The organism is Nocardioides hungaricus (assembly GCF_054782915.1).
Genome location: NZ_BAAGRO010000033.1, coordinates 114657 through 138072, shown reverse-complemented (window position 1 = coordinate 138072; position 23416 = coordinate 114657). Strand labels below are relative to the sequence as shown.

Annotated in this window: 25 protein-coding genes; 5 read left to right on the top strand and 20 right to left on the bottom strand. The window is 71.3% G+C overall.

Annotated features, from left to right (window positions below):
- Nucleotides 1–305 precede the first annotated feature (305 nt).
- Nucleotides 306–3563: a beta strand repeat-containing protein gene (locus tag ACYVKX_RS14160; protein WP_460833459.1), complete on the bottom strand. Its 3258-nt coding sequence runs from the start codon at nucleotides 3561–3563 to the stop codon at nucleotides 306–308.
- 317 nt (nucleotides 3564–3880) lie between these two features.
- On the opposite strand from ACYVKX_RS14160, the gene ACYVKX_RS14155 reads away from it, so the two are divergent.
- Nucleotides 3881–5404, top strand: a complete 1524-nt coding sequence (locus ACYVKX_RS14155) for a hypothetical protein (protein WP_460833455.1) — start codon at nucleotides 3881–3883, stop codon at nucleotides 5402–5404.
- 284 nt (nucleotides 5405–5688) lie between these two features.
- Nucleotides 5689–7065 carry a 13E12 repeat family protein gene (locus ACYVKX_RS14150; protein WP_460833453.1) on the top strand — a complete coding sequence of 459 codons (1377 nt, stop codon included), beginning with the start codon at nucleotides 5689–5691 and terminating at the stop codon, nucleotides 7063–7065.
- A 103-nt stretch (nucleotides 7066–7168) separates the two neighbouring features.
- Here ACYVKX_RS14150 and ACYVKX_RS14145 read toward each other — a convergent pair whose 3' ends face one another.
- Nucleotides 7169–7813 (bottom strand): nucleotidyltransferase domain-containing protein, encoded by a 645-nt coding sequence (locus ACYVKX_RS14145; protein WP_460833751.1) that lies wholly within the window; start codon nucleotides 7811–7813, stop codon nucleotides 7169–7171.
- Between the two features lie 89 nt (nucleotides 7814–7902).
- On the bottom strand, nucleotides 7903–8721 hold the full coding sequence (locus ACYVKX_RS14140; RefSeq protein WP_460833450.1) for a thioesterase family protein: 819 nt from the start codon (nucleotides 8719–8721) through the stop codon (nucleotides 7903–7905).
- 18 nt (nucleotides 8722–8739) lie between these two features.
- Here ACYVKX_RS14140 and ACYVKX_RS14135 point away from each other — a divergent pair, with 18 nt between their 5' ends.
- On the top strand, nucleotides 8740–9093 hold the full coding sequence (locus ACYVKX_RS14135) for a YidH family protein (protein WP_460833448.1): 354 nt from the start codon (nucleotides 8740–8742) through the stop codon (nucleotides 9091–9093).
- Here ACYVKX_RS14135 and ACYVKX_RS14130 read toward each other — a convergent pair whose 3' ends face one another.
- The 4 genes from ACYVKX_RS14130 to ACYVKX_RS14115 all read right to left on the bottom strand — a co-directional run bounded on the left by ACYVKX_RS14130 (nucleotide 9094) and on the right by ACYVKX_RS14115 (nucleotide 10953).
- Nucleotides 9094–9564 (bottom strand): hypothetical protein, encoded by a 471-nt coding sequence (locus ACYVKX_RS14130; RefSeq protein ID WP_460833445.1) that lies wholly within the window; start codon nucleotides 9562–9564, stop codon nucleotides 9094–9096.
- A gap of 103 nt (nucleotides 9565–9667) precedes the next feature.
- On the bottom strand, nucleotides 9668–10102 hold the full coding sequence (locus ACYVKX_RS14125) for a TA system VapC family ribonuclease toxin (protein ID WP_460833443.1): 435 nt from the start codon (nucleotides 10100–10102) through the stop codon (nucleotides 9668–9670).
- Nucleotides 10102–10350, bottom strand: coding sequence for a hypothetical protein (locus ACYVKX_RS14120; RefSeq protein WP_460833441.1), 249 nt, complete (start codon nucleotides 10348–10350; stop codon nucleotides 10102–10104). Before ACYVKX_RS14120 ends, ACYVKX_RS14125 begins: the two co-directional genes overlap by 1 nt.
- A gap of 54 nt (nucleotides 10351–10404) precedes the next feature.
- Nucleotides 10405–10953 carry a TetR/AcrR family transcriptional regulator gene (locus ACYVKX_RS14115; protein WP_460833439.1) on the bottom strand — a complete coding sequence of 183 codons (549 nt, stop codon included), beginning with the start codon at nucleotides 10951–10953 and terminating at the stop codon, nucleotides 10405–10407.
- 57 nt (nucleotides 10954–11010) lie between these two features.
- Between ACYVKX_RS14115 and ACYVKX_RS14110 the strand changes: the two genes are divergently transcribed.
- Nucleotides 11011–11337 carry a DMT family transporter gene (locus ACYVKX_RS14110; RefSeq protein WP_460833437.1) on the top strand — a complete coding sequence of 109 codons (327 nt, stop codon included), beginning with the start codon at nucleotides 11011–11013 and terminating at the stop codon, nucleotides 11335–11337.
- Nucleotides 11338–11369: 32 nt separating this feature from the next.
- Here the strand turns inward: ACYVKX_RS14110 and ACYVKX_RS14105 are convergent, their stop codons facing one another.
- From ACYVKX_RS14105 to ACYVKX_RS14045, 13 genes are all read right to left on the bottom strand, one after another.
- Nucleotides 11370–12341, bottom strand: a complete 972-nt coding sequence (locus ACYVKX_RS14105) for an alpha/beta hydrolase (RefSeq protein WP_460833435.1) — start codon at nucleotides 12339–12341, stop codon at nucleotides 11370–11372.
- Nucleotides 12342–12464: 123 nt separating this feature from the next.
- Entirely contained in the window at nucleotides 12465–12887 is a 423-nt protein-coding gene (locus tag ACYVKX_RS14100; protein WP_460833433.1) for a TOBE domain-containing protein, read from the bottom strand.
- A gap of 15 nt (nucleotides 12888–12902) precedes the next feature.
- Nucleotides 12903–13814: an ABC transporter ATP-binding protein gene (locus tag ACYVKX_RS14095; RefSeq protein ID WP_460833431.1), complete on the bottom strand. Its 912-nt coding sequence runs from the start codon at nucleotides 13812–13814 to the stop codon at nucleotides 12903–12905.
- Entirely contained in the window at nucleotides 13811–14527 is a 717-nt protein-coding gene (locus ACYVKX_RS14090; protein WP_460833429.1) for an ABC transporter permease, read from the bottom strand. The genes ACYVKX_RS14095 and ACYVKX_RS14090 overlap by 4 nt, the downstream gene beginning before the upstream one ends.
- Nucleotides 14528–14538: 11 nt before the next feature.
- Nucleotides 14539–14853: a DUF2149 domain-containing protein gene (locus tag ACYVKX_RS14085; protein ID WP_460833427.1), complete on the bottom strand. Its 315-nt coding sequence runs from the start codon at nucleotides 14851–14853 to the stop codon at nucleotides 14539–14541.
- Nucleotides 14850–15518: a MotA/TolQ/ExbB proton channel family protein gene (locus ACYVKX_RS14080; protein ID WP_460833424.1), complete on the bottom strand. Its 669-nt coding sequence runs from the start codon at nucleotides 15516–15518 to the stop codon at nucleotides 14850–14852. The genes ACYVKX_RS14085 and ACYVKX_RS14080 overlap by 4 nt, the downstream gene beginning before the upstream one ends.
- On the bottom strand, nucleotides 15515–16645 hold the full coding sequence (locus ACYVKX_RS14075; protein WP_460833420.1) for a PKD domain-containing protein: 1131 nt from the start codon (nucleotides 16643–16645) through the stop codon (nucleotides 15515–15517). Before ACYVKX_RS14075 ends, ACYVKX_RS14080 begins: the two co-directional genes overlap by 4 nt.
- 146 nt (nucleotides 16646–16791) lie before the next feature.
- Nucleotides 16792–18393: a substrate-binding domain-containing protein gene (locus ACYVKX_RS14070; RefSeq protein ID WP_460833418.1), complete on the bottom strand. Its 1602-nt coding sequence runs from the start codon at nucleotides 18391–18393 to the stop codon at nucleotides 16792–16794.
- A gap of 176 nt (nucleotides 18394–18569) precedes the next feature.
- Nucleotides 18570–18974, bottom strand: a complete 405-nt coding sequence (locus ACYVKX_RS14065) for a hypothetical protein (RefSeq protein WP_460833415.1) — start codon at nucleotides 18972–18974, stop codon at nucleotides 18570–18572.
- 233 nt (nucleotides 18975–19207) lie between these two features.
- Nucleotides 19208–19666, bottom strand: coding sequence for a HEPN domain-containing protein (locus ACYVKX_RS14060; protein ID WP_460833413.1), 459 nt, complete (start codon nucleotides 19664–19666; stop codon nucleotides 19208–19210).
- Nucleotides 19657–20547, bottom strand: a complete 891-nt coding sequence (locus ACYVKX_RS14055) for a DUF3024 domain-containing protein (RefSeq protein ID WP_460833411.1) — start codon at nucleotides 20545–20547, stop codon at nucleotides 19657–19659. Before ACYVKX_RS14055 ends, ACYVKX_RS14060 begins: the two co-directional genes overlap by 10 nt.
- A 70-nt stretch (nucleotides 20548–20617) precedes the next feature.
- Nucleotides 20618–21724: a redox-regulated ATPase YchF gene (gene ychF, locus ACYVKX_RS14050; RefSeq protein WP_460833409.1), complete on the bottom strand. Its 1107-nt coding sequence runs from the start codon at nucleotides 21722–21724 to the stop codon at nucleotides 20618–20620.
- An 11-nt stretch (nucleotides 21725–21735) separates the two neighbouring features.
- A complete protein-coding gene (locus tag ACYVKX_RS14045) occupies nucleotides 21736–22593 on the bottom strand; it encodes an MOSC domain-containing protein (protein WP_460833407.1) in 858 nt (285 codons plus the stop codon).
- A gap of 32 nt (nucleotides 22594–22625) precedes the next feature.
- On the opposite strand from ACYVKX_RS14045, the gene ACYVKX_RS14040 reads away from it, so the two are divergent.
- Complete coding sequence (locus ACYVKX_RS14040; RefSeq protein ID WP_460833405.1) at nucleotides 22626–23408, top strand: exodeoxyribonuclease III; 783 nt, start codon at nucleotides 22626–22628, stop codon at nucleotides 23406–23408.
- Nucleotides 23409–23416 lie beyond the last annotated feature (8 nt).

Sequence of the window (23416 nt, the reverse complement as noted above, 5' to 3'; positions counted from 1 at the left end):
CCTAGCTCGCCGTCCAGTCCCGGCCGCCGGTCTAGGCGGAGGGGTCCAGAACCTGCGACAAGCGCCACCGAGACGGTGGCGCCTGCTTGCGGGGCGTACGGGACCGCATGCCCTAGGGTGAGACAGGCGGTCCGGACCATTCTCGCGCAGCGGCAAACAGAGAATGGCCCGGACCGCGTCTGTGTGTCCCGACTTCTTGCTTCAGTTGTGTTGCTCGGGGGTTGCGGGAGCGGCGCCCCCGGGGGAGCCGGCTCCGGGACAGTCACTCAGCTGTCCCGGAGCCCGCCCGTCAGACGTTCAGGACGTCACCTGATCCGCTTGCTGGCCTGGTCAGCCGTGGTCTTGGACGTCGACGTGATCTTCACGGTGTACTTGGTCGGCTTGTTGCCGTTCTTGTCCTTGACCGTGAAGATGGCGTTGCCCGAGCCGTTGAGGGTCCTGCTGGCGACCTTCTTGCCGCCGACCCACAGCGTGGCCTTGGCGCCGGCAGCCGCGCTGATGGCGTCAGCCTTCACCCTGTCCTTGCCCTTGCCCTTACCGGTGACCTTCAGGTTCGGGTCGTTGACCGTGCCGCGGAACTTGACCACGTCGGTCTGCTCGGCCTGCGGGACGAGCACCCAGTCGGTGCCGTTGTACATGTAAACGACAGCGGTGGTGGTGGCGGTGCCGGCCTTCGCGCCCTGGAAGACGTAGTACGTCTCGCCCTGCGCGTTGGTGGTCCCGCCGGAGTTGCCGTCGCCATCGCCCAGGTCGTCCGGACCGGTCCGGAAGAACTCGACGTCGAGACCAGAGATCGGCTCGCCGTTCTGGTCGACCGCCTTGTAGGTCTCGGTGACCGTCGTGCCGACCGGCTGCGTGTCCGCACCGGTGTGGGTCAGCGAGTAGACCGAGTTCGCGAAGTCGATGGCGTACCAGTCGACAGCCGCGCTGGTCGCGGTCGCCGTCTTCGGCTTGGTCACCACGGACGGCTGGAAGCCGGGCGTGCTCGTGTCGCCGTCGGTGTAGGTGTTCGTGACCGTGTCCCACTCACCGGAGACCTTCTGCGAACCGGCCGTGCCCGAGGACAGTACGATCGACGGGCTCTCGCTCGCCAACTGCGAGTTGACCGTGGTCGGGCTGTCCGAGCCGTTCACCAGGGCGCCCGCGAGGTCGTCGGTGAGGTCGACCGACTCATTGTCGACGAGGTTGCCGAACTGGTCGGTGGTGAAGACGTTGTAGCCCACCGCCTCGGTGGTCGGCGCCTTCGGCAGCACCGAGACGGACTGCTGGTCGTCCAACTCGATGCTCAGGTTGCCGCCGTTGAGCGGGTCCTGCGAGGTGAAGTCGATGACCTGGGTGGTGGTGACGTTGCCGGCCTTGATGGTGACCGTGACCGGCACCGTGGACTGGGTCCGGAACAGGTCGTCCTTCTCGATGCCGACGATCGTGCCGGTCTCGCCACCGTCGTCGGTGGTGAGCTCCTGCGAGGTGCCGTTGAACTTCCACTCGCCATAAGCGCCGCCCTCGGCCGCGGCCGGGTCCGGCACCAGGTCCGATTCGGACTCAGCGTCCGCGCCCACGAGACCCCGGTCGACCGAAACGGTGACGGGGTAATCGGTAAGCTCGGTACCGTCGGAGTTGCTGACCGTGACGTCGAGGTCCATCGGACGGCCCGGCGTGGCCATGCCGTTGATCAGGTCGTCGAGGTGGATGTCGATGTCGGCCGGCGTGCTCGGGGCGGTGTTCTTCAAGAAGTCCACCTGGAGCGACGATGCGTCATTGGCGTTGCCGATGTTGGTCGTGTTGGTGGTCTGCGCCGTCAGGTCGCCGGCGAGCTCGTCGACCTGCGGGCCCGGAGCCGGGACGGCCGGGTCGGAGACCGCGACGCCGAAGCCGCCGTCGGCGCCGGTCGTCGTGGTCGCCGCGGTGTCCGAGACCCGGGTGGTGCCCGCCGGCTGAGCGGCCTGGGCGCCGAGGACGGCGTTGCCGGACGCGTTCTTGGTCCAGGCGATCGCGAGGTTGCGACCCGGCAGGCCGGTGACGCCGTCCTCGAGCTTCAGGGAGCCCTCGAACGTCGCGGTGGTGCCGGCCGGAGCCTGCGCGACCGCGTCGTCGGCCCAGACCACGTTGGCGTTGCCGGCCTTGACCACGAGGTCGGTGCCGGACAGGTCGCCCGAGCCCTCGCCCGGTGTGCCGTCGCGGTTGATCCAGTAGTTCAGCGTGTAGGTGCCCGCCGGCTGGCCGGTCGGGAACGCCACGTCGACGGTGCCGTTGGCAGCCGTCGCGCCGCCGCCGTTGATCGGGCTCGGGGCGGTGACGGTGTTGTCGAACGGAGCGATGACCCACTGCCAGCTGACCTGGGTGCCGGCCGGGACCGGAGCGTTGCTCTGGTCGCGGACGGTGATCTGGATGTCGTTGCTGTCGTTCTCGTCGAAGTCGAACGCGGCGCCGTCGGCAGAAGCGGCCGACAGGCTGGACGCGGACGGGTCGTAGGCGGTGACGGTGACGCTCCGCTGGAAGTCGACCGCGGACTGGTAGCCCGCGTCGTCCGTCGTGTTGACGAGGAAGCCGTAGGTGGTGCCCGCCGAGGTGCCGTTCGTGTCGTCGGCGCCCTCGAAGACCGCCTTGCCCCGCGAGTTGGTGTACTCGGTGGTGGTGCCGGACACCGCGCCGGTGACACCGGCGTCGTCGCTCACGACCTGGGCACCCACCACCGGGTTGCCGTTCTGGTCGACGACCGTCACGGTGATGTCGGTGGTGTTCGTCCCCTGGACGGTCGGCGTCGCCGCCTCGGCCGTCACGTTGGTGATCGTCTGCTTGTACAGGGTCACCGACTCGACGTCCTCGCCACCGGCCTGGGCCTGGACCAGCGCCTGGTCCAGCTTCGGGTCGGTGCTGTCGATCGGGTAGCCGTCGAGGTTGATCGGCGCAGAGAAGGTCCGGCTGGTCGCGCCGTCGGCGACGGCTCCCGCCACGTCCTCCGTGGTCGCGGCCGCGGAGTTGTTGAGCACGTCGAAGGTCAGGGCCGGGTTGGACGAGACGTCCGAGGTGGTGCCGGAGATGCCAGCCAGCCGCGAGGTGGCAGACTCGCCGGCGTAGGGCTGGTCGAAGTAGCCGAGTTGCGAGCCCGCGGCGTTGCCGATGTTGACCGATTCCTGGTTGGCCGTGACCAGCACGTTGTTGACGTCGGTGTCGATCTCGGTGCCGACGCTGCCCAGGGCCTGCGCGCGGACGTCGACGGAGGTGTTGTAGATCGAGGCCGGCGGGGACCAATCGGCCGAGAATACGCCGTTGGCGCGGGACACCGGCGAGCCGATGTTCACCCAGGCGGTGCCGTTGTGGTACTGGAACTGGACCTGCTGGACGTCCGAGCCGCCGGTGGCGACGAGTCGAGCGGTGCTGTCGACGCCGTCGTTCTTGAACGACGCGACCGACGCCGGGGTCTGGAGGGTGACGTTGCCAGCGGCCTCCTGCTCAACGAGCGGGGTAGCCGAGGCAGACGTGGCGAGGAACGGGAGACCCGTCACCGCCAGGGCGGCGACGGCCGTACCGGCCAGCCCCCGCTTGATGCCGCTGCTGTTCATGCTGTGTTTCCTTCCGGAGTGAGTGAGCGGGGAGAGTGTCCCCCGGCTCCTTACATGAGGCCCGAGCCTCGTGTGTGCAGCACCCGTACACGGATCCACGAGTGCCGGACCGAACGTTAGGGGCGATGCCCGGGTTGCGGCGTTGTTGTTGCAGCGTGTCGCCAAACCTGCAATAAATGGGTCCGGGCGCTCACGACTCAGGTGGGAGGGCGCCCAGGGATCGGGGGATCATGTCAGTGGAGAGCGCGTCTCCGCCAGGACGGCGGCGGGGTCGGCCGCAGCGCCTGCCCGACGACCCACATCCCGTTGCGAGCGGCGTGGTCGGCTGCGACCAACGGGTCGCCTGGCTGCTCACCGTCGCCCGGGTGCTCGGCCCCGACCCCGATCTCGCCCGGCGCGACGGCTTCATCGCGGCGCTGCGCGAGCGCGGCGTGACCGTGGACGCCTCGCGCGTCTCGCGCTGGGAGTCCGGGCTCCAGCCGCTGCCCACCCGGGTCGCGGCCACCTACGAGGAGGCGCTCGGGCTGACCGAGGGTTCCCTGGTATCGGTGGCCGGCGGCCTGCGCCGCTCCTTCGGCACCGGCCCGACGCCGCGCGACAACGTGCTGCGCGACGCCGAGCTGTCCGAGTCCGAGCTCAACCGGCTGATCGACCGCACCGAGGCCGGCGGCGCCACCGGCGCCCAGTGGCTCCAGCTCGCCGACCACTTCAACCGCTTCGAGCGGGTGTTCCTCCGCGAGTCCGACTGGACCGCGCTCTGCCGCGCGCTGGTCGACGAGCTCGGCGTGGCCGCGGGCTCGAGCTACGTACGCCGCTACGAGGCCGCGGCGGCGTTCATCCGGCACCCCAACGCCCGGCGCCACCTGATCCTCGCGGTCGGCCAGTTCGTGACCGACCCCGACACCCAGGTGGTGGCGCCAGTGCTCAACCTGCTCAGCGAGGTGCCCGACCCCGCGGCCGCCGCCCTGACGCTGCGGATGCTCTCGGCCGACGGCGAGAACAGGCATCTGCGGCGGGCGGCGTCGTCGGTCGCCGCGACCAAGCTCGCGCGCGGCCACTTCGACGAGGCGGCCCTCCCCCGGCTGGAATCCCACGTCGTCGGGGCGCTGCGCCGCGGCGAGTCGCTCGACGGCCGGCTCGACTCCTTCGACCTCGCGGTCCGGCTGCCGGAGGACTCGTGGGAGCGGGTGAACCGCGCGCTGCGCACCCGCCGCGCCCACCAGCTCGTCTCGCAGGCGCGCGACGGGGACGAGATGATCCTGTCCGCTCGGGCCGCCTCGGTCGTCGCCGAGCTCGCCCCCGCCGTCCAGGCGGACACGCCCAGCCACCACCCGCAGGAGCCGGACCTGATGCTGCGCCGGCTGCTCCGCGAGGCGCTCTTCCACTCCCACAAGCCCCGGCGCCACCACGCGGCCCTACTGGTCGCTGCGTCGCCGTACGCCCCGGCGGCGGCACGACACTGCCTGCGACTCGCCGCCGACCCCAACGACCTCATCGCCGCGCGCGCGTGGACCGTGCTGATGCGCGTCGGCGACGGCGGGCAGCGCGACGAGGTCGTGCGCCTCGCGCGCGAGGACAAGCGGCCGTCGGTCCGGGCGCGGGCGCTGGTCAACGCCGGCCTCGGCGGGGCACTCTCGGCCGACGACGCCGAGAGGATCGCGGCTGCCTACGACGACGCGCGGGCCCTGGAACGGCACGCGACCCTCTTCGCGCTCGGCATGGCGCAAGCACCGCAGCTGAGGACGCTGGCGGAGTCCGAGGAAACAGAGACCCGGCGCGCCGCACGCTGGTGGCTCGCGCGGGGAGGCGCGATCCGGGACTCGGACCATCCGACGGCCTGAAGCGCGCCGACGGTGACATCCGGATGGCGCAGGCCCCCCTCGCGAGGGCTTCACTGCTGGATCCATGCGTCGCATCCACGACCTGCCGACGCTGGCACGAACGCCGACGACGGCAACTCGGCGGGCGGGGCGCGTCCGAGTTCGCACGTAGGCGCGAGCTGGCGGGCGGGGCCAGCGCGTCGCGTCGAGCATCGGCCAGGAGCGTCACCGATGTCCTGAGACATGGCAGGACCAGGGGCGTGAGACCCCTTGTCTTTCGAACACATGTTCGATATCTTGGAGCCGTGGACAAGTTCGACGACCTCGACGCGGCCGCCACCCTGGCGGCCGCCGAGTCCGCGCTGGCCCGACGCCGCGCGGCCGAGGTCGACGACCTGCTCCTCCTCTGCCAGTGGGCCGACCTCCACGCCACCGACCCGCGGAAGGCTCCGGGCGGCGACCGGGCGTGGTGCGGCGAGGACCGCCTGGTGGAGGTCGGCGGCGACGGCACCCCGCTGGTGCAGGAGCTCTGCCTGCCCGAGCTGGCGATCGCGCGACAGGTGCACACCCTGAGCGCGCGGGCGGCGATGGCCGACGCGCTCGACCTACGGCACCGGCTCCCGCGCACCTGGACCGTCGTCCTGGGTGGCGAGTGCGAGCCCTGGCTGGCGCGCAAGGTCGCCTCGCTCAGCCGCGGTCTCGACCGGTTCAAGGTGCCGCTGGTCGACGATGCCGTCGCCGACGCGATCGCCGGCGAGTCGCCGGCCCGCGTGCTGGAGCTGGCCCGGGCGAAGGTGATCGAGGCCGACCCCGCGGCGTACGCCGCCCGGCTCGACGCCGAGCTGAGGAAGCGCTTCGTGTCGCTCACGCGCACCGACGAGCACGGCCTGCGCCATGTGATCGGCCGGGTCGAGGCCGGCGCGGCCGTGTGGATCGACGCCCTGGTGCAGCGGGTCGCCGACGTGCTCGCGCGGCGGCGCGACCTGGTCCCCCACCTCCCGGCCGACGTAGGCCGCGACGAGCTGCGCGCCGAGGCGTTCGGCTGGCTGGCCCACCCCGAGCGGGTGCTCGAGCTGTTCGATGGGGCCCAGCCCAGCGAAGCCCGGCCCGCCGGGCGCACCCGCGCGCATGCGATCGTCCACGTCCACCTGCACGAGGCCGCCCTCCACGACCGGGGCGTCGCGCGCGTCGAGGAGCTGGGGCCGCTCCTGGTCGAGCAGGTGCGGCGCCTCCTCGGCCATGCCCACGTCGACCTCAAGCCGGTCGTCGACCTCGCCGACACCTTTCGGGTCAACGCCTACGAGCACCCCGAGTCGGTGAAGGAGCGCGTCCATCTGCGGACCGTGGGCGAGGTGTTCCCGCACGCGAGCCGGGTCAGCCGCAAGGTCGACATGGACCACCCCGTCGAGTGGCGTGCGGACGGCTCCGCGGGCCAGACCGGTGACGACAACGCCGCTCCGCTCGGGCGCACCCACCACCGTGTCAAGACGCACCTCGGCTACCGGCTCCGACAACTCGGGCCGGACGACTACGTCTGGCGAACACCCCACGGGCTCTACCGTCGCGTCGGATCGACCGGCACTCACCCCGTCGATCCGGAGGAAGCCGAGGAGCTGATGCGCTCGGCCGATCTCCAACGCGCCCTCGACCAGATCGAGCGCGAGCTCGGCCGGACCGCCTGATCGACGGGCGTGCGGTCACCTCACCTTGACGCGAGGCACAGTTGCGCCGCGTCGAGGAACTCTCGCGCCTTCGCCAGGTGGCCTCTGGCCTCGGACAGGACGCTCACCGCGTCACCTGGGTGCGCACCAGTGCCCGTACGTCGCGGCCCGCGAGCGTGATCGCGTCACGCCGGAGGTCGAGGATCAGACGATCTTCGCGCTCGGCTGCCTCCCGGAGCTCGTCGAGGCCGAGTTCAAGCACTTCGCAGGTGTTGCCCGACCATGCCCGGACTCGCTCAGCGAGCCGGTCGACCTGCTCGTGCCAGCGGCCGTCTTCGTCACCCGGGGGGCCACCGCGTACGTCGTCTCGGAGCAGCAGGATGTCGATGTCACTACCCGTTCCAGCTTCCCCTCGAGCAGCCGACCCGAACAGACAGGCCGCCGTCGCCGGAAGCTCCCAGGAAGCCAAGTCGTCCCGGATGCGCTGGACGAGCGTGGTCCACATCTCGGAGAGCGAGATGATCCCCTGCGCAGCGACGTGCTCCCGGTTCAGGCGATACAGGTTCGCCGGGGGCCGACGCTCCCGGAGCACGATCCCGGCCTCGGCCAACTCGACCAGGACATCGTTCACCCGCCGGCGGCCGAACCTGGCGGCGGCCAGTTCGGCCACCTTGCGACCGCTGAGGGGCTCGGTCGTGCGCGCCAGCACCTGCAACACAGCACCGTGAGCACTCGGCACGACAGAGCCGATGGGATGTCCGAGGTCCATGGCCAACCTCCTCCTCAGTGGGCACTATACCGCCCGATCGAGCGGCATAGTGCCCACTCGCTCGAGGTCGACGCGCTGCCCCCGGCCGCTCACGCAACCGGTCGCGGCTGGAGCGCGAGCTGCCGGCTCTGGGCGACCAGGCGGCCTGCGGAGTCCCAGACCTCGCAGTCCTCCTCGAACATGCCGCCCGCCAGGTTGCGGGTCGCGTGCCGCACCTTGAGCCAGCCCGGCGCCGGCTTCGCGCGCACATGCGCGGTCAGCTCCAGCGTCGGCGCCCAGCCGGGCAGGCCGAGGTCGAAGGTCACCGGCGGCAGCGCATCCACGACCGTCAGCAGCGAGATCGGGTCGGGCTCGCGGCCGTCGACGAACCGGAACCACGCGCTCAGCACGCCCCGGCCGCTGGGCTCCCCGACGGCCCAGCCGATCTGGTCGGGGTGGAAGCGCAGGTCGAAGCGGTCCATCAACGGCGCCATCGCGCGGACCTCCTCCGGCGCCATCGTGCTCGGGACGCACTCCTCCAGCGGCGGGAGGTGCGGCTCCTCCGCCGTGGTGCGGACGTCGTCCCCGAGGCGGTCGAGGTCGCCGTACGTCGCCAGCGCGGTGATCCGGGTGTCCTCGCCCTGGCGCAGGTCGAGGGCCGCCGTGGCGACCCGCCCGCCGTCGCGGCGTACGTCCACGGCCACGGCCGCGGGGCCGGGCGTCGCGGCGGACAGGTAGTAGGCGGAGATCGCGACCGGGTCCGGCTTGTCCGGCAGGGCCGCGCGCAGCGCGTTGCCCGCGACGGCGAGCAGGTAGCCGCCGTTGACCCCGCCGCCGACCACCCAGCCCGCCGAGAGGTCGGCCTCCCACGTGCTCTCGTCCTGCTGGCGGACCGCGATGTGCCGATCGAACTCGTGGGTCACTGGCATGACTCTAGGGTGAGGGCCATGACGGATCGGCACCCGCGGTGGGTGTATCAAGTGGGAGACGAGCCGGACCCGCGCTTCACGCTCGCCAACGAGCGCACCTTCCTGGCCTGGGTGCGTACGGCGCTCGCGATGCTCGCCGGCGGCGTGGCGCTGCACGCGCTCGGACTGCCCAGGACCGAGTGGGTCCGCGGCGTGCTGGCGGTGCTGCTCGTGCTGTTCGGCGCCCTGCTCACCGTGTTGGCGCTGATCCGCTGGGCCCGGGTGGAGCGGGCGATGCGGACCGGCGGGCCGCTGCCGGCGTTCAGCCTCGGCTACCTGCTCACCGGGGCGGTCGTCGTGGGGGCGGTCCTGCTCGCCGCGGCGTTCTGGTGATCAGCCCTTGGCCTTCTTGCCACAGGTGAACGTCGCCATCACGCGTGGGCCGTCCCCGTCGGTTCCCGTGGTCGCGGCGTCCACGGTGGCGCTCGTGCCGTCTGCGGCGATGTCCAGGCCGTCCGGGGAGGTCGTGGTGTAGGTCGCGCCGCCGATCGTGACGTTCGCGTTGGTGGCGAGATCGTCCGTGGCGGCGTACGCGATGATCCGGTCCTTGCCATCGGCCGAGGTGTAGCTGGTCGGGCCGGCCTCGTTCGACGACCGCCCGGCGCCACTCCACGACACCTCCACGGCACCGGTGACCTCGACCGACACCTCGCACTTCCGCTCGAAGACCTTGGCGCCCTCGGTTGGCTCCGCGGTCGGGCTGGGGTCGGCGTTGCCCGTGGGCTCGTCGTCACCGCTGCACGCCGACAGGGCGAGCACTGTGGCGAGGGCGGTCACGGCCAGGGTCAGTCGTGTCGAACGCATGACGGGCAGTCAAACACGCCCGTTCAAACGTCTCCGGTGCGGGGTCTGAGTCGAGTTCAGCATCACGACGGGATCGCCGCGAGGTGCGGCGCGCCGCCTCGCGTCAGGCCGTCGCCACCAACTCGACGAGGCGGAGGCCGTTGAACCGCCTGAAGTCGGAGTCGAACGACACCACGCTCGCGCCGTACGCCATCGCGAGCGCCGCGATGTAGGCGTCGGTCACCAGGCCGCCGGTCGCATTGACGTCCAGGGCGGCGCGCTCGAAGTGAGAGAGCACGTCGGGCGGGGTCACGAAGGCGAGATGGTGCGGCTGCTCGCCCAGGGCCCGGAGATAGTCGAACGCCTGCGACGCGGTCAGCGGAGGGGTGATCGCGCTCCGATTCGTGGAGATCCGCACGAACCCGAGTGCGACCACGTCGGGGACGGCGACGGGCAGGCCGGTCGTGGCCGCATCGTCGTGCCAGGCGGTCGCCGCGGCGTGCGCCGGGTGGTGGGCGAACGCCAGTGCGAGCACCACGTTGGTGTCGAGGAGGAACATCAGACCCGCTCGACGTCCTCGACCTCGTCGACCGCCTGGTAGATCGAGGAGTTGCTGGCCCAGTCGATCCCTCTGGCCAGTCGGCTGTCGAACACCGGCAGCGCCCGCCTCACCGTGGACCGCTCGGATCGGGACAGCTCGGCCTGGAGTGACAGCTCGACGAGCTGGCCCAGGGTGATCTTGAGGGCGTGGGCGCGGTCCTTCGCCAGCTTCAGGAGCCGGTCGTCGATGGTGACCGTGGTGCGCATCTGATGATGCTAGCATCACTCTCGCGCATCACGGTCATCACCCCGCCGTCGCCGTCACCCCGCGAGCGCCTGGGCCGCGCGGGCGAGGTCGTCGACGCCGCGGGCCAGTTCCTCGGGGCGGTCGGTGGCGCGGTCGAGGTGGAAGCCGTAGAGCGCGGAGTCGATCAGGTTGACGATCCGGGCCACCCGGCGCCGGGGCGCGCCGCTGCGGACCAGGTAGTCGCGCAGCGCGGCCGACCAGCGCTCGTTGCTCGCGCGCGCCTCGCTGAGGTACGGCTCCCGGCCGAACAGCCCGGTCGCGGCGGCCTGCACGTAGACGTCGAGGCAGCCGTCGACCGGCTGCGCGCCGTACGCCGCCCAGAGCCGGTTGACCGCGGCGCGGACCGTCGGCGCGGGCGGCATGGCGGCGACGTACGCCGCCGCGCGCTCGCCGGTGCGGCCGACGACCGCGGAGACCAGCCCGTCGCGGTTGCCGAAGTGGTAGATCAGCATCCGGTCGCTGGTGCCGATCGCGGCCGCGACGGGGCGCAGCGTCAGGCCGATCAGCCCGTGCTCGAGGACGTGGTCGGTGACCTGGTCCAGCAGCTCCTCGCGTCGGCTCATGAGCCAAGCGTAGCGAGTGCTACAGTGTAGCGACTGCTACATGAAAGGACGTGCGTCGTGGCCGGCGCCATGCTGCTGCTGATCGTCGCGATCGCGATCGAGGTCGTCGCGACCTCGCTGCTGCCGAAGGCGGACGGGTTCCGCGATCCCGGCTGGACCATCGCGGTGATGGCTGGCTACACGCTGAGCATCTGGCTGCTGACCGTCGTCGTGCGGACCCTGCCGGTGTCGGTGTCCTACGCGATCTGGTCCGGCCTCGGGACGGCGGCGGTCGCCGTCGTCGGCTACCTCTGGCTCGGCGAGTCCATGGGCGCGCTCAAGGCCGTGTCGCTCGCGCTGATCGTCGTCGGCGTCGTCGGGCTCAACATCGGCGGCGCGCACTGAGCCGACTCGAGGGGGCTTCTCCGGCTGTGCGCTCAGCGGAGCGCGGCTCGCATCGACGCGACGATCGCGTCCATCGCGGGCCGGGCGCCCTTGCTGAAGTAGGGGAAGCTCAAGAACCCGTGCGGCATCTGGTGGAAGTCCTCGACGCTCACCTGGTTGCCGGCGTCGGCCAGGGCCTGCGCGTAGCGGACGCCGCTGTCGTGCAGCGGGTCGAGGCCGGCGACCACGACGATCGCCGGCGGCAGGCCGGCGAGGTCCGCGGCGTACAGCGGCGAGAGGCGGTAGTCCTCGCGATCGACGTCGATGTCGAGGTAGTGGCCGCGGAAGATCTCCATGTCGTCGTTCGAGAGCACGATGCCGCGGGTGTTGGCGAGCACGGAGTGGTCCAGCTGGAGCGCCTCGGTCATGTCGGTCACCGGGTAGATCAGCGCCTGGTGGGAGATCGTCGGGCCGGCCTCGTCGCGGGCCATGATCGTGACGACGGCGGCGAGGTTGCCGCCGGCGCTGTCACCCATGACGCCCAGCCGGTCGGCGTCGCCGCCCAGGTCGACGGCGTGCTCGGCGGTCCAGAGCAGGGCGTCGTAGCAGTCCTCGACGCCCACCGGGAAGCGGTACGTCGGCGCCAGCCGGTAGTCCACCGACACCACGACCGCGTCCAGCTCGGCGGACACGATGCTGCAGCTCCAGTCGCACTGCCGGGCGCTGCCGAGCACGAAGCCGCCACCGTGGAAGTTCAGCACCACCGGTCGCGGGGCGCGGCTCCACGACTCCGGCGTGTAGATCCGCAGCGGCAGGTCGCCGTGGCGGGCCGGGAACGTCGTCGTGCGTACGTCGACGCCCTTGGCCATCCGGCCGAGGAACAGCCCCGCCGGACCGCCGTCCGGGATCACCGTGGTCTGTGCCTTCTCCAGCTGGGCAGGGGTCATCCGGGCCACGGAGAACCCGGAGTTCGCCTTCATCAGCCGGTCCAGGGCGCGCACCCCGGGCCGCAGCTTCGACTCCACGGAGCCGATTGTAGGAGCCCGCGATCGCGCTCCAGCGAGATCGCCTGCTGCCGATCTCGCGGGGCGGCCGCGGCACGCTGACGAACGCCGTCGACCGAGGTCGGACTCGCGGTCGAGTGAGCGTCAGGACCGGCGTGCCGCGCGGCGTGGCGGCTGCGCGCTGCGCGGCGCGTCGGTCTCGACGACCACGTTTGTCGACTTGACCACCGCGGTCGCGGAGACGCCGGGCTCGAGACCGAGCTCGTCCGCGGCCTCGCGGCTCATCAGGGACACGACGCGGTAGTCGCCACAGGCCAGCTCCACCTTGGCCATCACGCCGTCGCGCTCGACGGACGTGACCACGCCGGCGAACCGGTTGCGGGCGCTCGAGGACCGATCGGGACCGGCGAGCGAGGCCATCAACGGTGCGAGTCCTCCGGCCAGCAGCACGCGTTGGTTGCCGCGGCGCTCGAAGGTGATCCGTCCGTCGGCCTCCCATCTGCGCAACGTGTCGACGCTGACGCCGACGGCTTGGGCGACCTCCCCGATGCGCAGATACTCAGCCACGGCGCCAGCATAGGGTCAGGTGCGGAACCGGACGCCACCCAGGACGCGCACCCGCACGGCGTCGCCGACCACGACGGTGGCGTTGGGATGGAGGGCCTGCACCGTGCCCCGATCGGTGCGCACCTCGACGCGCGCGCCGTCCTCGGTGCGCACCACACGAGTGATCGTGCCGCCGAGGTCGCCCTCCGGGTCGAGTCGTACGTCGGGCGGGCGGGTCAGCGTCGTCCACTCTCCTGTCACGACGCTGCCGTCGTACCCGAGGAAGCGAGCGACCTCGACGCTCGGCGGGTTGGCGAGCAGGCACTCCGGTGGGGCGACAGCGGCGATCTCGCCGTCGAGCATGACCACGACCCGGTCGGCCATCGCCCAGGCGTCCGCCCGGTCGTGCAGCACGACGATCACCGCGCCCTCGGCCGTGCGGAGCGCCGACGCCGTGTCCTCTGCGAGTGCCGCATGGGCTGTGGGGTCCAGGCCCGCGAAGGGCTCGTCGAGGAGCAGCACGTCGGGACGCAGCGCGACCCCACGGGCGAGGTGGACACGGCGGCGCTCGCCGCCGGAGAGCGAGCCGGCGTAGCGCTTGGCCAGGTGGTCCGCCCGCATCCGGCACAGCGCCTCACCCGCCCGGTCACGACGGTCGCGGCGGGGCACGCCCCACCACGCAAGCGCGAGCTCGACGTTCGCACGCACGGAGCGGCGAGCCAGCCCGGGCATCTGCATCACGGTGGCGACCCGGCCGTCGACGGCGACGGCGCCGTCGTGCGGCAGCACGCCGCCGATCGCCTCGATCAGCGTGCTCTTGCCGGCCCCGTTCGGGCCCAGCACCGCGACGATCTCACCGCGCTCGACGTCGAGGGACACTCCCCGGACGACCTCGCTCCTCCCGCGGCGGACCCACACGTCGCTGACACGGAGGAGTGGTCCACTCACGAGGACGCCCCCACTCGCCGGGCGCTGCCGGCCATCTGGAGCACGGTGAGCAGCGCGACGACGACGAGGATCAGGCCGAGCAGGAGGATGCCGATCGCCAGTCCCTGCGCGAAGTGGCCGGCCTCGACCTGCTGGAGCGCGGCACTCGCGAGCGTCTGGTCGACGCCTTGGATGTTGCCGCCGACCAGCACGACCGCGCCGACCTCGGACAGTCCCGACCCGACGGCGGCGATGGTGGCGGCGAGGATGCCGACCCGGGCTTCGCGCAGCGCGAGCACGGACACCTGGATCCGTCCGGCTCCGAAGGCGCGGGCCTGGATGATGAGTCCCGGTGAGATCTCCCGGATCGAGGCACAGCTCAGCGCCACGATGATCGGCAGGGCGAGCAGGGTCTGCGCGATCAGCACGCCCTCGAGCGTGAACAGCAGGTGGAAGCGTCCGAGCGGTGCCGCGGGGAACATCAGGAGTGCCAGCACCAGGCCGACGACGACGGGCGGCAGTCCGAGGCCGGCGTTCGCGAAGGTCACCATCACCCCGCGCCCGCGGAACCGGCCGAGGCCCAGGAGGAGCCCGAACGGCAGTCCGATCGCGAGGGCGATGGCCGTGGAGACCAGCGCCACCCAGAGCGTCACCTCCACCAGGTGCACCAGGTAGGGGTCGCGCGCGGCGATCATGTCCCAGGCCTGCTGGAGGCCCTCGAGGAAGAAGTCCATCTGGGGCAGACCTACCTCGGGACCACGTAGACGAGCCGGCCGTCCTCGAGCCGGTAGACCGTGCCGACCTTCTCGCCGCGGCCGACGACCTTCTCGCCGGCCGGTGGTACGTCGTCGACCTCGGCGTCCTGGGGCGCCGTGATCTGGTCCTCGGGCGGCGCGAGCCCACGGTCGGTGATGGCCTGCTCCAGGTTCAGCGACGACAGCGCGGCCAGCAGGAACCCGACCGCGAGCACGATCCCGAGGTCGAAGAGGTTGACCAGACCGTCCAGCGGGTCGCAGGCGCGATCCTCGTGTCGATGGGCGCGGGGGTTCACCCTGATCACGAGGGCACCTGCTCGTCCGCTGTGCCGCCTGCTGGGTCGTCCGCTGTGTCCTCGGCAGGAGCGGTGAGCACGGCGGCGACGTACTCGAGATCGGAGTAGTCCTGGCCGTAGACCCGGTCGCGCCCCAGCGACAGTGCGAACGCGATCGCGCCGACCAGCAGCCCGAGCACGGTGATGCTGAACGCGACGCGGAGGTTCTCGGTCAGGGCCTCGACGTCGCCCGCGGCCAGCCCCTCGAGTGCCGGCGACAGCGGGATCAGCGTGCCCATCAGGCCGAGCCCCGGTCCGGCGCGGACGAGCAGCCGGGTGCGGCCGAGGCGGCGCTGCCGGCCGAAGTCGAAGTCCGCGAGGTGCTTGGCGACCAGGTTCTCGTCGCCGGCCGCGTCGACGAAGGCGTCCAGCGTCTCGGCCATCGACGAGCTCCACGCCACCCGTCGCAGCACTGCCTTCGCGGACCCGCGGTCGCCGGCGACCACCAGCAGGCGCGCCTGCGCCGCCGCGGTCTCGATCCGCGCCAGCCGGCGCGGGCGCCGGTTCACGGCCTCGGCGACGTAGGCACCGGCTTCGAACAGCACGAACGCGAGCGCCACCAGCGACAGGATCACGACCGGCAGCTCGAGGACCTCGGCGACCCGGAAGATCACCTGGTAGACGTCGTCGTTCACGAGCGCACCCTGCCGCGAACGGTCCGCGCCTCGCTCAGGACGCCCAGCCCGAGGATCGCCTGGACGGCGACCCCGAGCAGCAGCCAGCCTGGCAGGCGCAGCGGCCTGTTGCTGGTGGTGGCGCGTGCCGACGGCGCCGTCACGGGTTCTCCGGCCTCGGCCTCTGTGATCGCCCCGGTCAGCAGGATCCCCGTGATCGTCTCGCCACCGGTCACCGCGGGCGGCGTCGCGCCTCGCTGGGACGGGGCCTCGGTGGTGCCACGAGCACCACCCGGGGCAGGTGCGGTCGACGGTTCGGCCACTCCGCCGGCGTTGCCGCCGTCGCCCCGATCAGGGCCGGCGGTCGGGTGGTCCGTGGGCCCGCCGCCGCCGGGAGCGTCGGTGGGCTCAGGGTCCTCCGTCGGCTCCGGCTCCTCGGACTCGGGATCGTCGACGATGACACGCAGCGAGTTCGACTGGCCGGCTGACGAGTCCGCGCCGGTCACGGTCAGGCTGACCAGGTAGCCCGCCTGCGAACCCGTCTCCCAGGTCACGACGGGCTGCTCCTCGCTGCTCGCCGGCGCACCCTGGATGCTCCAGTCGTAGCTCAGCGGAGTGTCCGCGCTGACGTCGGCGGTGAAGGTCACCGGCTCGCCGACCTCCACCCGGAGGCTCGACGCCGTGATCTCCGGGCGCAGGATCGAGCCCGACGTATGCAGCGTCAGGTAGAGCGGGGACGGCGGCGACGACTCGGACTGGAAGTAGTCGAGGATGTTCTCGTCCGCGGACCCGCGCAACGGCCGGATGTAGCCGACCGACGTGCTGCGCCCGACGACGTACACCGCCGGCATCAGGCCGTCGGCGAAGCCGTTCTCTCCCGCCCGCCCGAGGTTGTTGTCGCTCTCCTGGTCGAGGGTGGCCTCGTCGTCGCGACGAGGGCGCGGGACCGACACGTAGGTGACGTTCTCCACCGAGAGCCCGTCGAGCTCGGGCGACAGCATCTCGACGAGGCGCCGGACCGACAGTGCGCCCGCCGGGATGTCCGCCTGCGTGCCGGACGGCTCGAGCGTGTAGGACCGCGCCTGGTCGGCGGTGATGTCACCCCACTCCTCGATCTCGGCGGCGGTGACCATCCGGCTGGCGGTCATGGCCCCGACGACGTCGACGACCAGGCAGGCCTCGTTCGCGGGGCACGGCCCCGCGGCGAGCGCCGCGGGCGCGCTCGCGACGAGCGCGGACGCCCCCAGCCCGAGGGCCAGGAGCGCCCGCGCGAGTCGTGCGGCGCGGGGACCGGTCAGGGCAGCGACACCTGCTTGGTCGCCGACTTGCCGGCCAGGATGACTCCGTCGTTGACGTAGCGGAGCTGGTAGTTCCAGGTTCCGGAGCCGAGCTTGAAGGTCGCGGAGTAGGACGTCGCGCCGTCCGCGAGCCTCTTGCTCCCCCTCTGCTTGAGCTTCCGGCCCGGATGCCCGGCATACAGGACCACCCTGGCCTTGGCGCCGATCACCGCCGGCCTCAGCTTCCCGGACACGGCGAGTCCGTCCGCGGTGGCACGGCGCTTCGCGATCGAGACGGTGCCGACCACCCTGGTCCGCCCGGCGTCCACCGACGTGCCCTGGAGGATGTCCCCGAAGATCGGGTCGAGGGAGTCGTCGACCACCTGGCTGAAGCCCTCGACCTCGATCGAGAGGATCTGGCTCGCCCTCGGCGCGTAGCGGATCCTGAACGCACCGTTCTCGTCCGTGCGGCCCGCGGCCACCGGGGTCGGCGTCGCGCCGGGGGCGGCGGCCGGTCGGGCCATCAGCTTCACCGGTACGTCGGAGAGCGCCGGGGTGCCCGGCACCGCGTTCGTGAGCGTGCCGCTCACGGTGATCTTCTTGCCGCCGTCGACCTTGTCCGGCAGGTCCGAGGTGATCGTCACCTCGGGTGCGGCCGACGGCAGGAACGGCGGGTCGCCGGCGGTCTCGGCGTAGAGGAAGCTCCCGATCTTCTGCTGGGTCTCCGGCGAGGTGATCCAGTCGAGGAACGCCGTGGCCGCCGCGGTGTTGATGTTGACGTCCGGGTCGTCGAACGCCGCCGGGTTGAGTCCGTAGGCGTGGAACGAGTTCACCAGCAGGTTCGACAACGCCGTGTCGCCCTGGGCATCCGGACGCGTGACGATCTCCAGGTTGGACACCGCGCCGGTCGACTCCAGGTACTGGAACGTGCCGCGGTCGGTGAAGACGTAGCAGCCGCCCCCGTCGTAGTTGCAGGCGTCTCCGTTGATGATGTTCGGCCCCTGCGTCAGGCCGGTCGCCTGGTACCAGTCCGGCAGCGCGATCGGCGTCGAGCAGGCACCGGTCGACGTGCTCGGCGAGGTGCCGCCACCGTTCGCCGCGCTCACGTCGCAGGTCTGCACGCCGGTGGTCTGCGCCCAGATGGCGTGCTCCTGCACGGTCGTGCCCGGCGTACCTCCGCGGGAGATGAAGTTCGCCTTGCCCGCCTCGCCCGCAGCCGCGACCTTCTCGAAGGCCTCCCGGATGTCGAACGTCGAGTCGCCGTCCATCACGCCCGCCGGGTCGTCCTCGGGACCGAGCAGCACATAGTCGCCCCAGAAGATCGCCCGGCCGAACGGCTCGAGCGAGTAGCCGTCCGCGACGAACTGGTTCTCCAGCGCCGCGGCGTGCACGATCAGCGCACTCGCCGTACCCGCCTTCGCATAGGCGATCGCCGCACCGGTGCCGCGGCTGACGTACTGGAGGTCGTACTGCGGAAACGCCGCCTCGAACCCCGGCTCGATGATCGTCTGCACCAGGTTGGAGTCGAAGACGTCGCTGGTGCCGACCACGGTCAGCGTCCCTTCGTCGTCGGCCTGCGAGGGCGGGGCCAGCAGCGCGCCATCGAGCGCGGCGGTCATGGCGACAGTGACGGTAAGAGCGGCGGCGCGGCGCCATGATCTGATATGCACGGCTCGTTCTATCATAAATACCTAGATTCTTCCTAGGTATTCACAGGAAAGCTCTCGCGACGCCGCGCGGCATCGCCTCGGTCGACGGCGGGCCCTCGATCAGGTGGATCAGCTCGTCGGCGGATTCAGCAAGTCGTCGGCCGACAGACCGCCCGCGACCGCTCGATGATGTCGTCCGGGTCATCCGGGTCGTCGGGACCGGAGCCCCAGTGCCAGGCCCAGGTCAGCACGTCACCGCTGAACTCGACGACGATCCTCATCCCCTCGTCGCTCTCGAAGACGCCGGTCGAGATACGCCGGAAGACGGTGACGCCGGCTGCCTCGCCGAAGGCAACGTGGAGTGAGTCCGGACCGACGAGTGCATGCTCGACGTGCTGCAGTCCGAACTCGTCCGAGACCGCCTCGTAGTCGACGGCCACACAGCCACCGGGAGCGGAGCGCACCTCGATCCGAGCGGTGCAATGGCCGCTCTCGATGCCGTCGACCGTCCCCCGATAGATGCCCGGCGGAATGACGACGTGCGCGTCCATGGGGTCATCATGGCCATCTCCGCCGCTCCTCGACCAGACCCGAGAGTCCAGGGCCTGGCTACACGTTGAAGCGGAACGATCACGCGGGGTTTCGGTAGTTGTTGGTCATCGCCGGTTGAAGCCGGAGAACACGAGCTGATGACCTGCGGAAACACGCTTGCGCAATCGTGGGACGTTGTCGGCGGTCATCGAGCTCGGCTGGACTTCTTGCGGACTATTTGCGGACCGCTGGGTCACCGCGAGAGCCCTCGGGCGAGGGCGGCGTCCAACAGCGTGCGGGCGACCTGCTCGGCCTTCGCGGTCGCCGCAACCCCCACCGGCTTCGCCTCGTAGCGGTCCTGGTTGCGGGCGCGTCGCAGGCGGTCGAACTCGCGTGCCGCCTTGTCCGCAGGCGGCTTGTCGAAGACCGCCCGGAGGTAGCGGCCGAGCGCCTCGTGCTGGCCCGGCCCGTTGGTCGTCCGAAAGCCGTACGCCGCCAGCAGCGCCTCGCCCGTGTCGTGACAGGCGTCGTAGGCGATGCCGTATCTGACGACGACGCTGGTGAGCAGGGGCAATTGGTTCAGGCGCTCCTCGGCCTGGCGCAGGAACGAGGTCGCACGCGCGAGGTCGGCGGGCACGACATCGAGACGTCGCGCCTCGACCAGCGCGAGGACTGTCGCCTGCTGGACGCGGGTGAGCGGAGTTAGCGCCACGGCAGCTCCCCGCTCACGACGACCGCCGGGCCGCTGCGCACGTTGTCCAGGAACCCGGAGGGCGCCGCGAACTCCTCAGGAGTGAGGATCGTCGGGTTCACGGGACGGTGCACCGCGGCCTCGACCCGGGTGCACGCCTCGTAGACCGCGTCCACGTCGGGCTCCCCGAGCACCATGACGTCGATGTCGTGCGGCGCCGGACCGGCATCCCCGAGCATCCGCGCGGCAAAGGAGCCGTAGAGGAACGCCGACTCGATCCCGTCGATGCGGCCAAGCTCCTCGGCCAGGACCACCACTGGGCCTGTCGCGACCGTGAGGATCTGGCGCAAGGGGTCCACCAGCGGGCTCTCGTCGTTGGCCCGGATCAGCCTCGTGCGGCCGACCTGTCGCTCGCGCAAGATGCCGGCTTCCACCAGGCGCGCGACCTCGCGGTGCACGGTGGGGTAGGCCAGGCCGGCCCGCTTGGCCAGATCGGTGACGCTCAGCTCGTCGCCGGTGAGCAACAATGTGGAGAGCAGACGCGCCTGACCGTCCGACCTGAAGATCGGAGCGAGGAGCGGGGCCTCAGTTCTCATATAACTGAGGTTATCACCCACTATATCGACAGCCAATGAGCCGCTCGCTTGGACGTTCCTGGTCGGGGGCTTGCGCTTGTACTCGTGGAACTTGAGGTTGCGATCGCGCCAGTAGATCGCCCATTGGCCGGTCGACTTCGTGTAGCGCAGCCGCGCGATCGGGAACCGGGTGTGCTCACCGACGCCGTCCCACGGTGGCCGCACCTCGACGATGTCGACGTGCCGGTCCGAGACGCCAGCCTCGACCTGGCCCCATCGGGGAGCACCTGCGACTCCCGAGCTTCCCGGATGCGGGTCAAGATTCACGACCACCGGTGTAACGGCCGAGGGTTCGCCGGCCTCGCCGTGCCACAGGTCGGCAACACGGTGGCCGCGCCTACTTCTTGCTTCCGGCGGTTGGTCCGTGGCGGAACTCCACCACGTCGCCGTCGGCCATCACGTAGTCCTTGCCCTCCATGCGGACCCTGCCGGCCTCCCTGGCCTTGAGCATGGAGCCGGCCTCGACGAGGTCGTCGAAGGAGACGACCTCGGCCTTGATGAAGCCGCGCTGGAAGTCGGTGTGGATCACGCCGGCCGCCTCGGGTGCGGTCGCGCCCTGGGGGATCGTCCAGGCGCGGGTCTCCTTGGGACCGGCGGTCAGGTAGGTCTGCAGGCCGAGGGTGTCGAAGCCGACGCGGGCCAGCACCTCGAGGCCGGGCTCCTCGACGCCCATCTCCCGCAGCATCTCGCGGGCCTCCTCGTCGTCGTCGAGCTCGACCAGCTCGGCCTCGAGCTTCGCGTCGAGGAAGATCGCCTCGGACGGCGCCACGATCTCCTGCATCCGCGCCTTGAGCGCGTCGTCGGCGAGCTCGTCGGCGTCGCAGTTGAAGACGTAGATGAACGGCTTGGCGGTGAGCAGCGACAGCTCCCGGATCAGGGCCCGGTCGATCGCCCCCGACTGGACGAGCGCGATGATCGGCGTACCGGCATCGAGGGCCTCGAGCGCCTGCCTCGCGGCGTCGAGGTTGGCGCCGAGCGCCTTGTTGCCGCGGGCCTCCTTCTCCAGCCGCGGGATCGCCTTCTCGACCGTCTGGAGGTCGGCGAGGATCAGCTCGGTCTGGATCGTGGAGATGTCGTTGGCCGGGTCGACCTCGCCGTCGACGTGGGTGACGTCCTCGTCGCGGAAGACGCGCGTCACCTGGCAGATCGCCGCGGACTCGCGGATGTGCGCGAGGAACTTGTTGCCCAGGCCCTCGCCCTCGGACGCGCCCCGCACGATGCCGGCGATGTCCACGAACTCCACGGTCGCGGGCAGGATCCGCGCCGACCCGAACAGCTCCGCGAGCTTCGGCAGCCGGTCGTCCGGCACCCCGACGACACCGACGTTGGGCTCGATCGTCGCGAACGGGTAGTTCGCCGCGAGGACGTCGTTCTTGGTCAGGGCGTTGAAGAGGGTCGACTTGCCCGCGTTGGGGAGACCGACGATGCCGATGGTGAGAGCCACGGGCCGCGAGTCTACGGCGCGGGACGGATCGGACCCGAACCGGGAGCGACCGCCTCGAGCACCTCGAGATCGTCACCGACCCGGATCGTCAGGCCGTAGGTGTCGGGCACCAGGTTGATCCCGAACCAGGTCGCGCCGTCCCAGCGGCGGATCCGGGCAAGCGAGGCGATCGGCTCCTTCTCGCGTACGGCGGTGTCGGGGTCGATCGTCGTCAGCACGCAGCGGGCGCAGCCCCCGACCGCGCGGAAGGCCGCGTCCCCGATGCGGATCCGGCGCCAGTCGTCCTCGGCCCAGGCCTCGGTGCCGGAGACGACGACGTTCGGGCGGAACCGCGCCATCGGCAGCGGCCCGCGATCGAAGGGCGACGACGCGAGCACCTCGTCGTTCAACGCGGCCAGCGACTCCTCGCTCGCCAGCAGGAGCGGGTAGCCGTCGGCGAACGAGACCCGGTCGCCGGGCTCGCTGAACTCGATATTGGTCGGCCGCCGCATCGGGTCGTCGAGATGCACGAGCCGGGCCACCCGGCCGAGCGCCTTGCCGAACCACGCATCCGCCTCGGGACCGGCGGCCGCGGCGGTGAGCCGCGAGGACCAGATCTCCACCGGGACCTGCGCCGCGGGGTCGGGCTCGGCGACCTCGAGCGGCGGCAGGTCGGGCGCGGTCAGCCGGAGGCCGGACGCCGTGATCTCGGGGTGGACCAGCACCAGCTCGTTGACCTCGCGGGCGGTGATCACGCGGCCGGTCTGGTCGACCACCATCCAACGCCGGTCCCCGGCCAGGCCCCAGAGGTCGACGACCGCCGAGTCGACCGCGTGACCGCGACAGGACTTCACCGGGAAGCGGTGGATCGAGGTCAGGCGTGCCGGCACGAGGCCGAGCGTAGGTCTTTAGGGTTGCTGTCGTGCGCATCGCCACGTGGAACGTCAACTCCCTCCGCTCCCGCATCGACCGCGTCGAGGCGTTCCTCGACCGCCATGAGGTCGACGTGCTGGCGCTCCAGGAGACCAAGGCCCGCGAGGACCAGCTCCCGCTCATGGGCATCGAGGCGCGCGGCTACGACGTCGCCGTCTCCGGCGTGAACCAGTGGAACGGCGTCGCGATCCTCAGCCGGGTCGGGCTCGAGAATGTCGAGGCCGGGTTCCCCGGCCAGCCCGGGTGGGCCAAGGACGGGCAGGGCCCGGCCGAGCCGGAGTCGCGGGCCGTCGGCGCCACGTGCGGCGGCGTACGCCTGTGGTCGTTGTACGTGCCCAACGGCCGCAAGCCCGACGACCCGCACTACGTCTACAAGCTGGACTGGCTGACCCGGCTCCGCGAGGCCGCGCGGGAGTGGACCGGTGGCGACACCGCGCTCGTCGGCGACTGGAACATCGCGCCCACCGACGAGGACGTCTTCGACGTCGCGCAGTTCGCGAAGTCCACGCACGTCACGCCGCCCGAGCGCGCCGCCTTCCAGGCGCTGCTCGACGACGGGTACGTCGAGGTCACCCGCGCCCACGCGCCGGGCTACACCTACTGGGACTACTACCGCCAGCGCTTCGAGCGCGACCGCGGCCTCAAGATCGACTTCGTGCTCGGCTCCCCCTCACTCGCCGCCCGGGTCAGCGGCGCGTTCATCGACCGCGAGGAGCGCGCCGGCCAGGGCGCGTCCGACCACGCGCCGGTGGTCGTGGACTTGGCCGACTGATCCGAGCC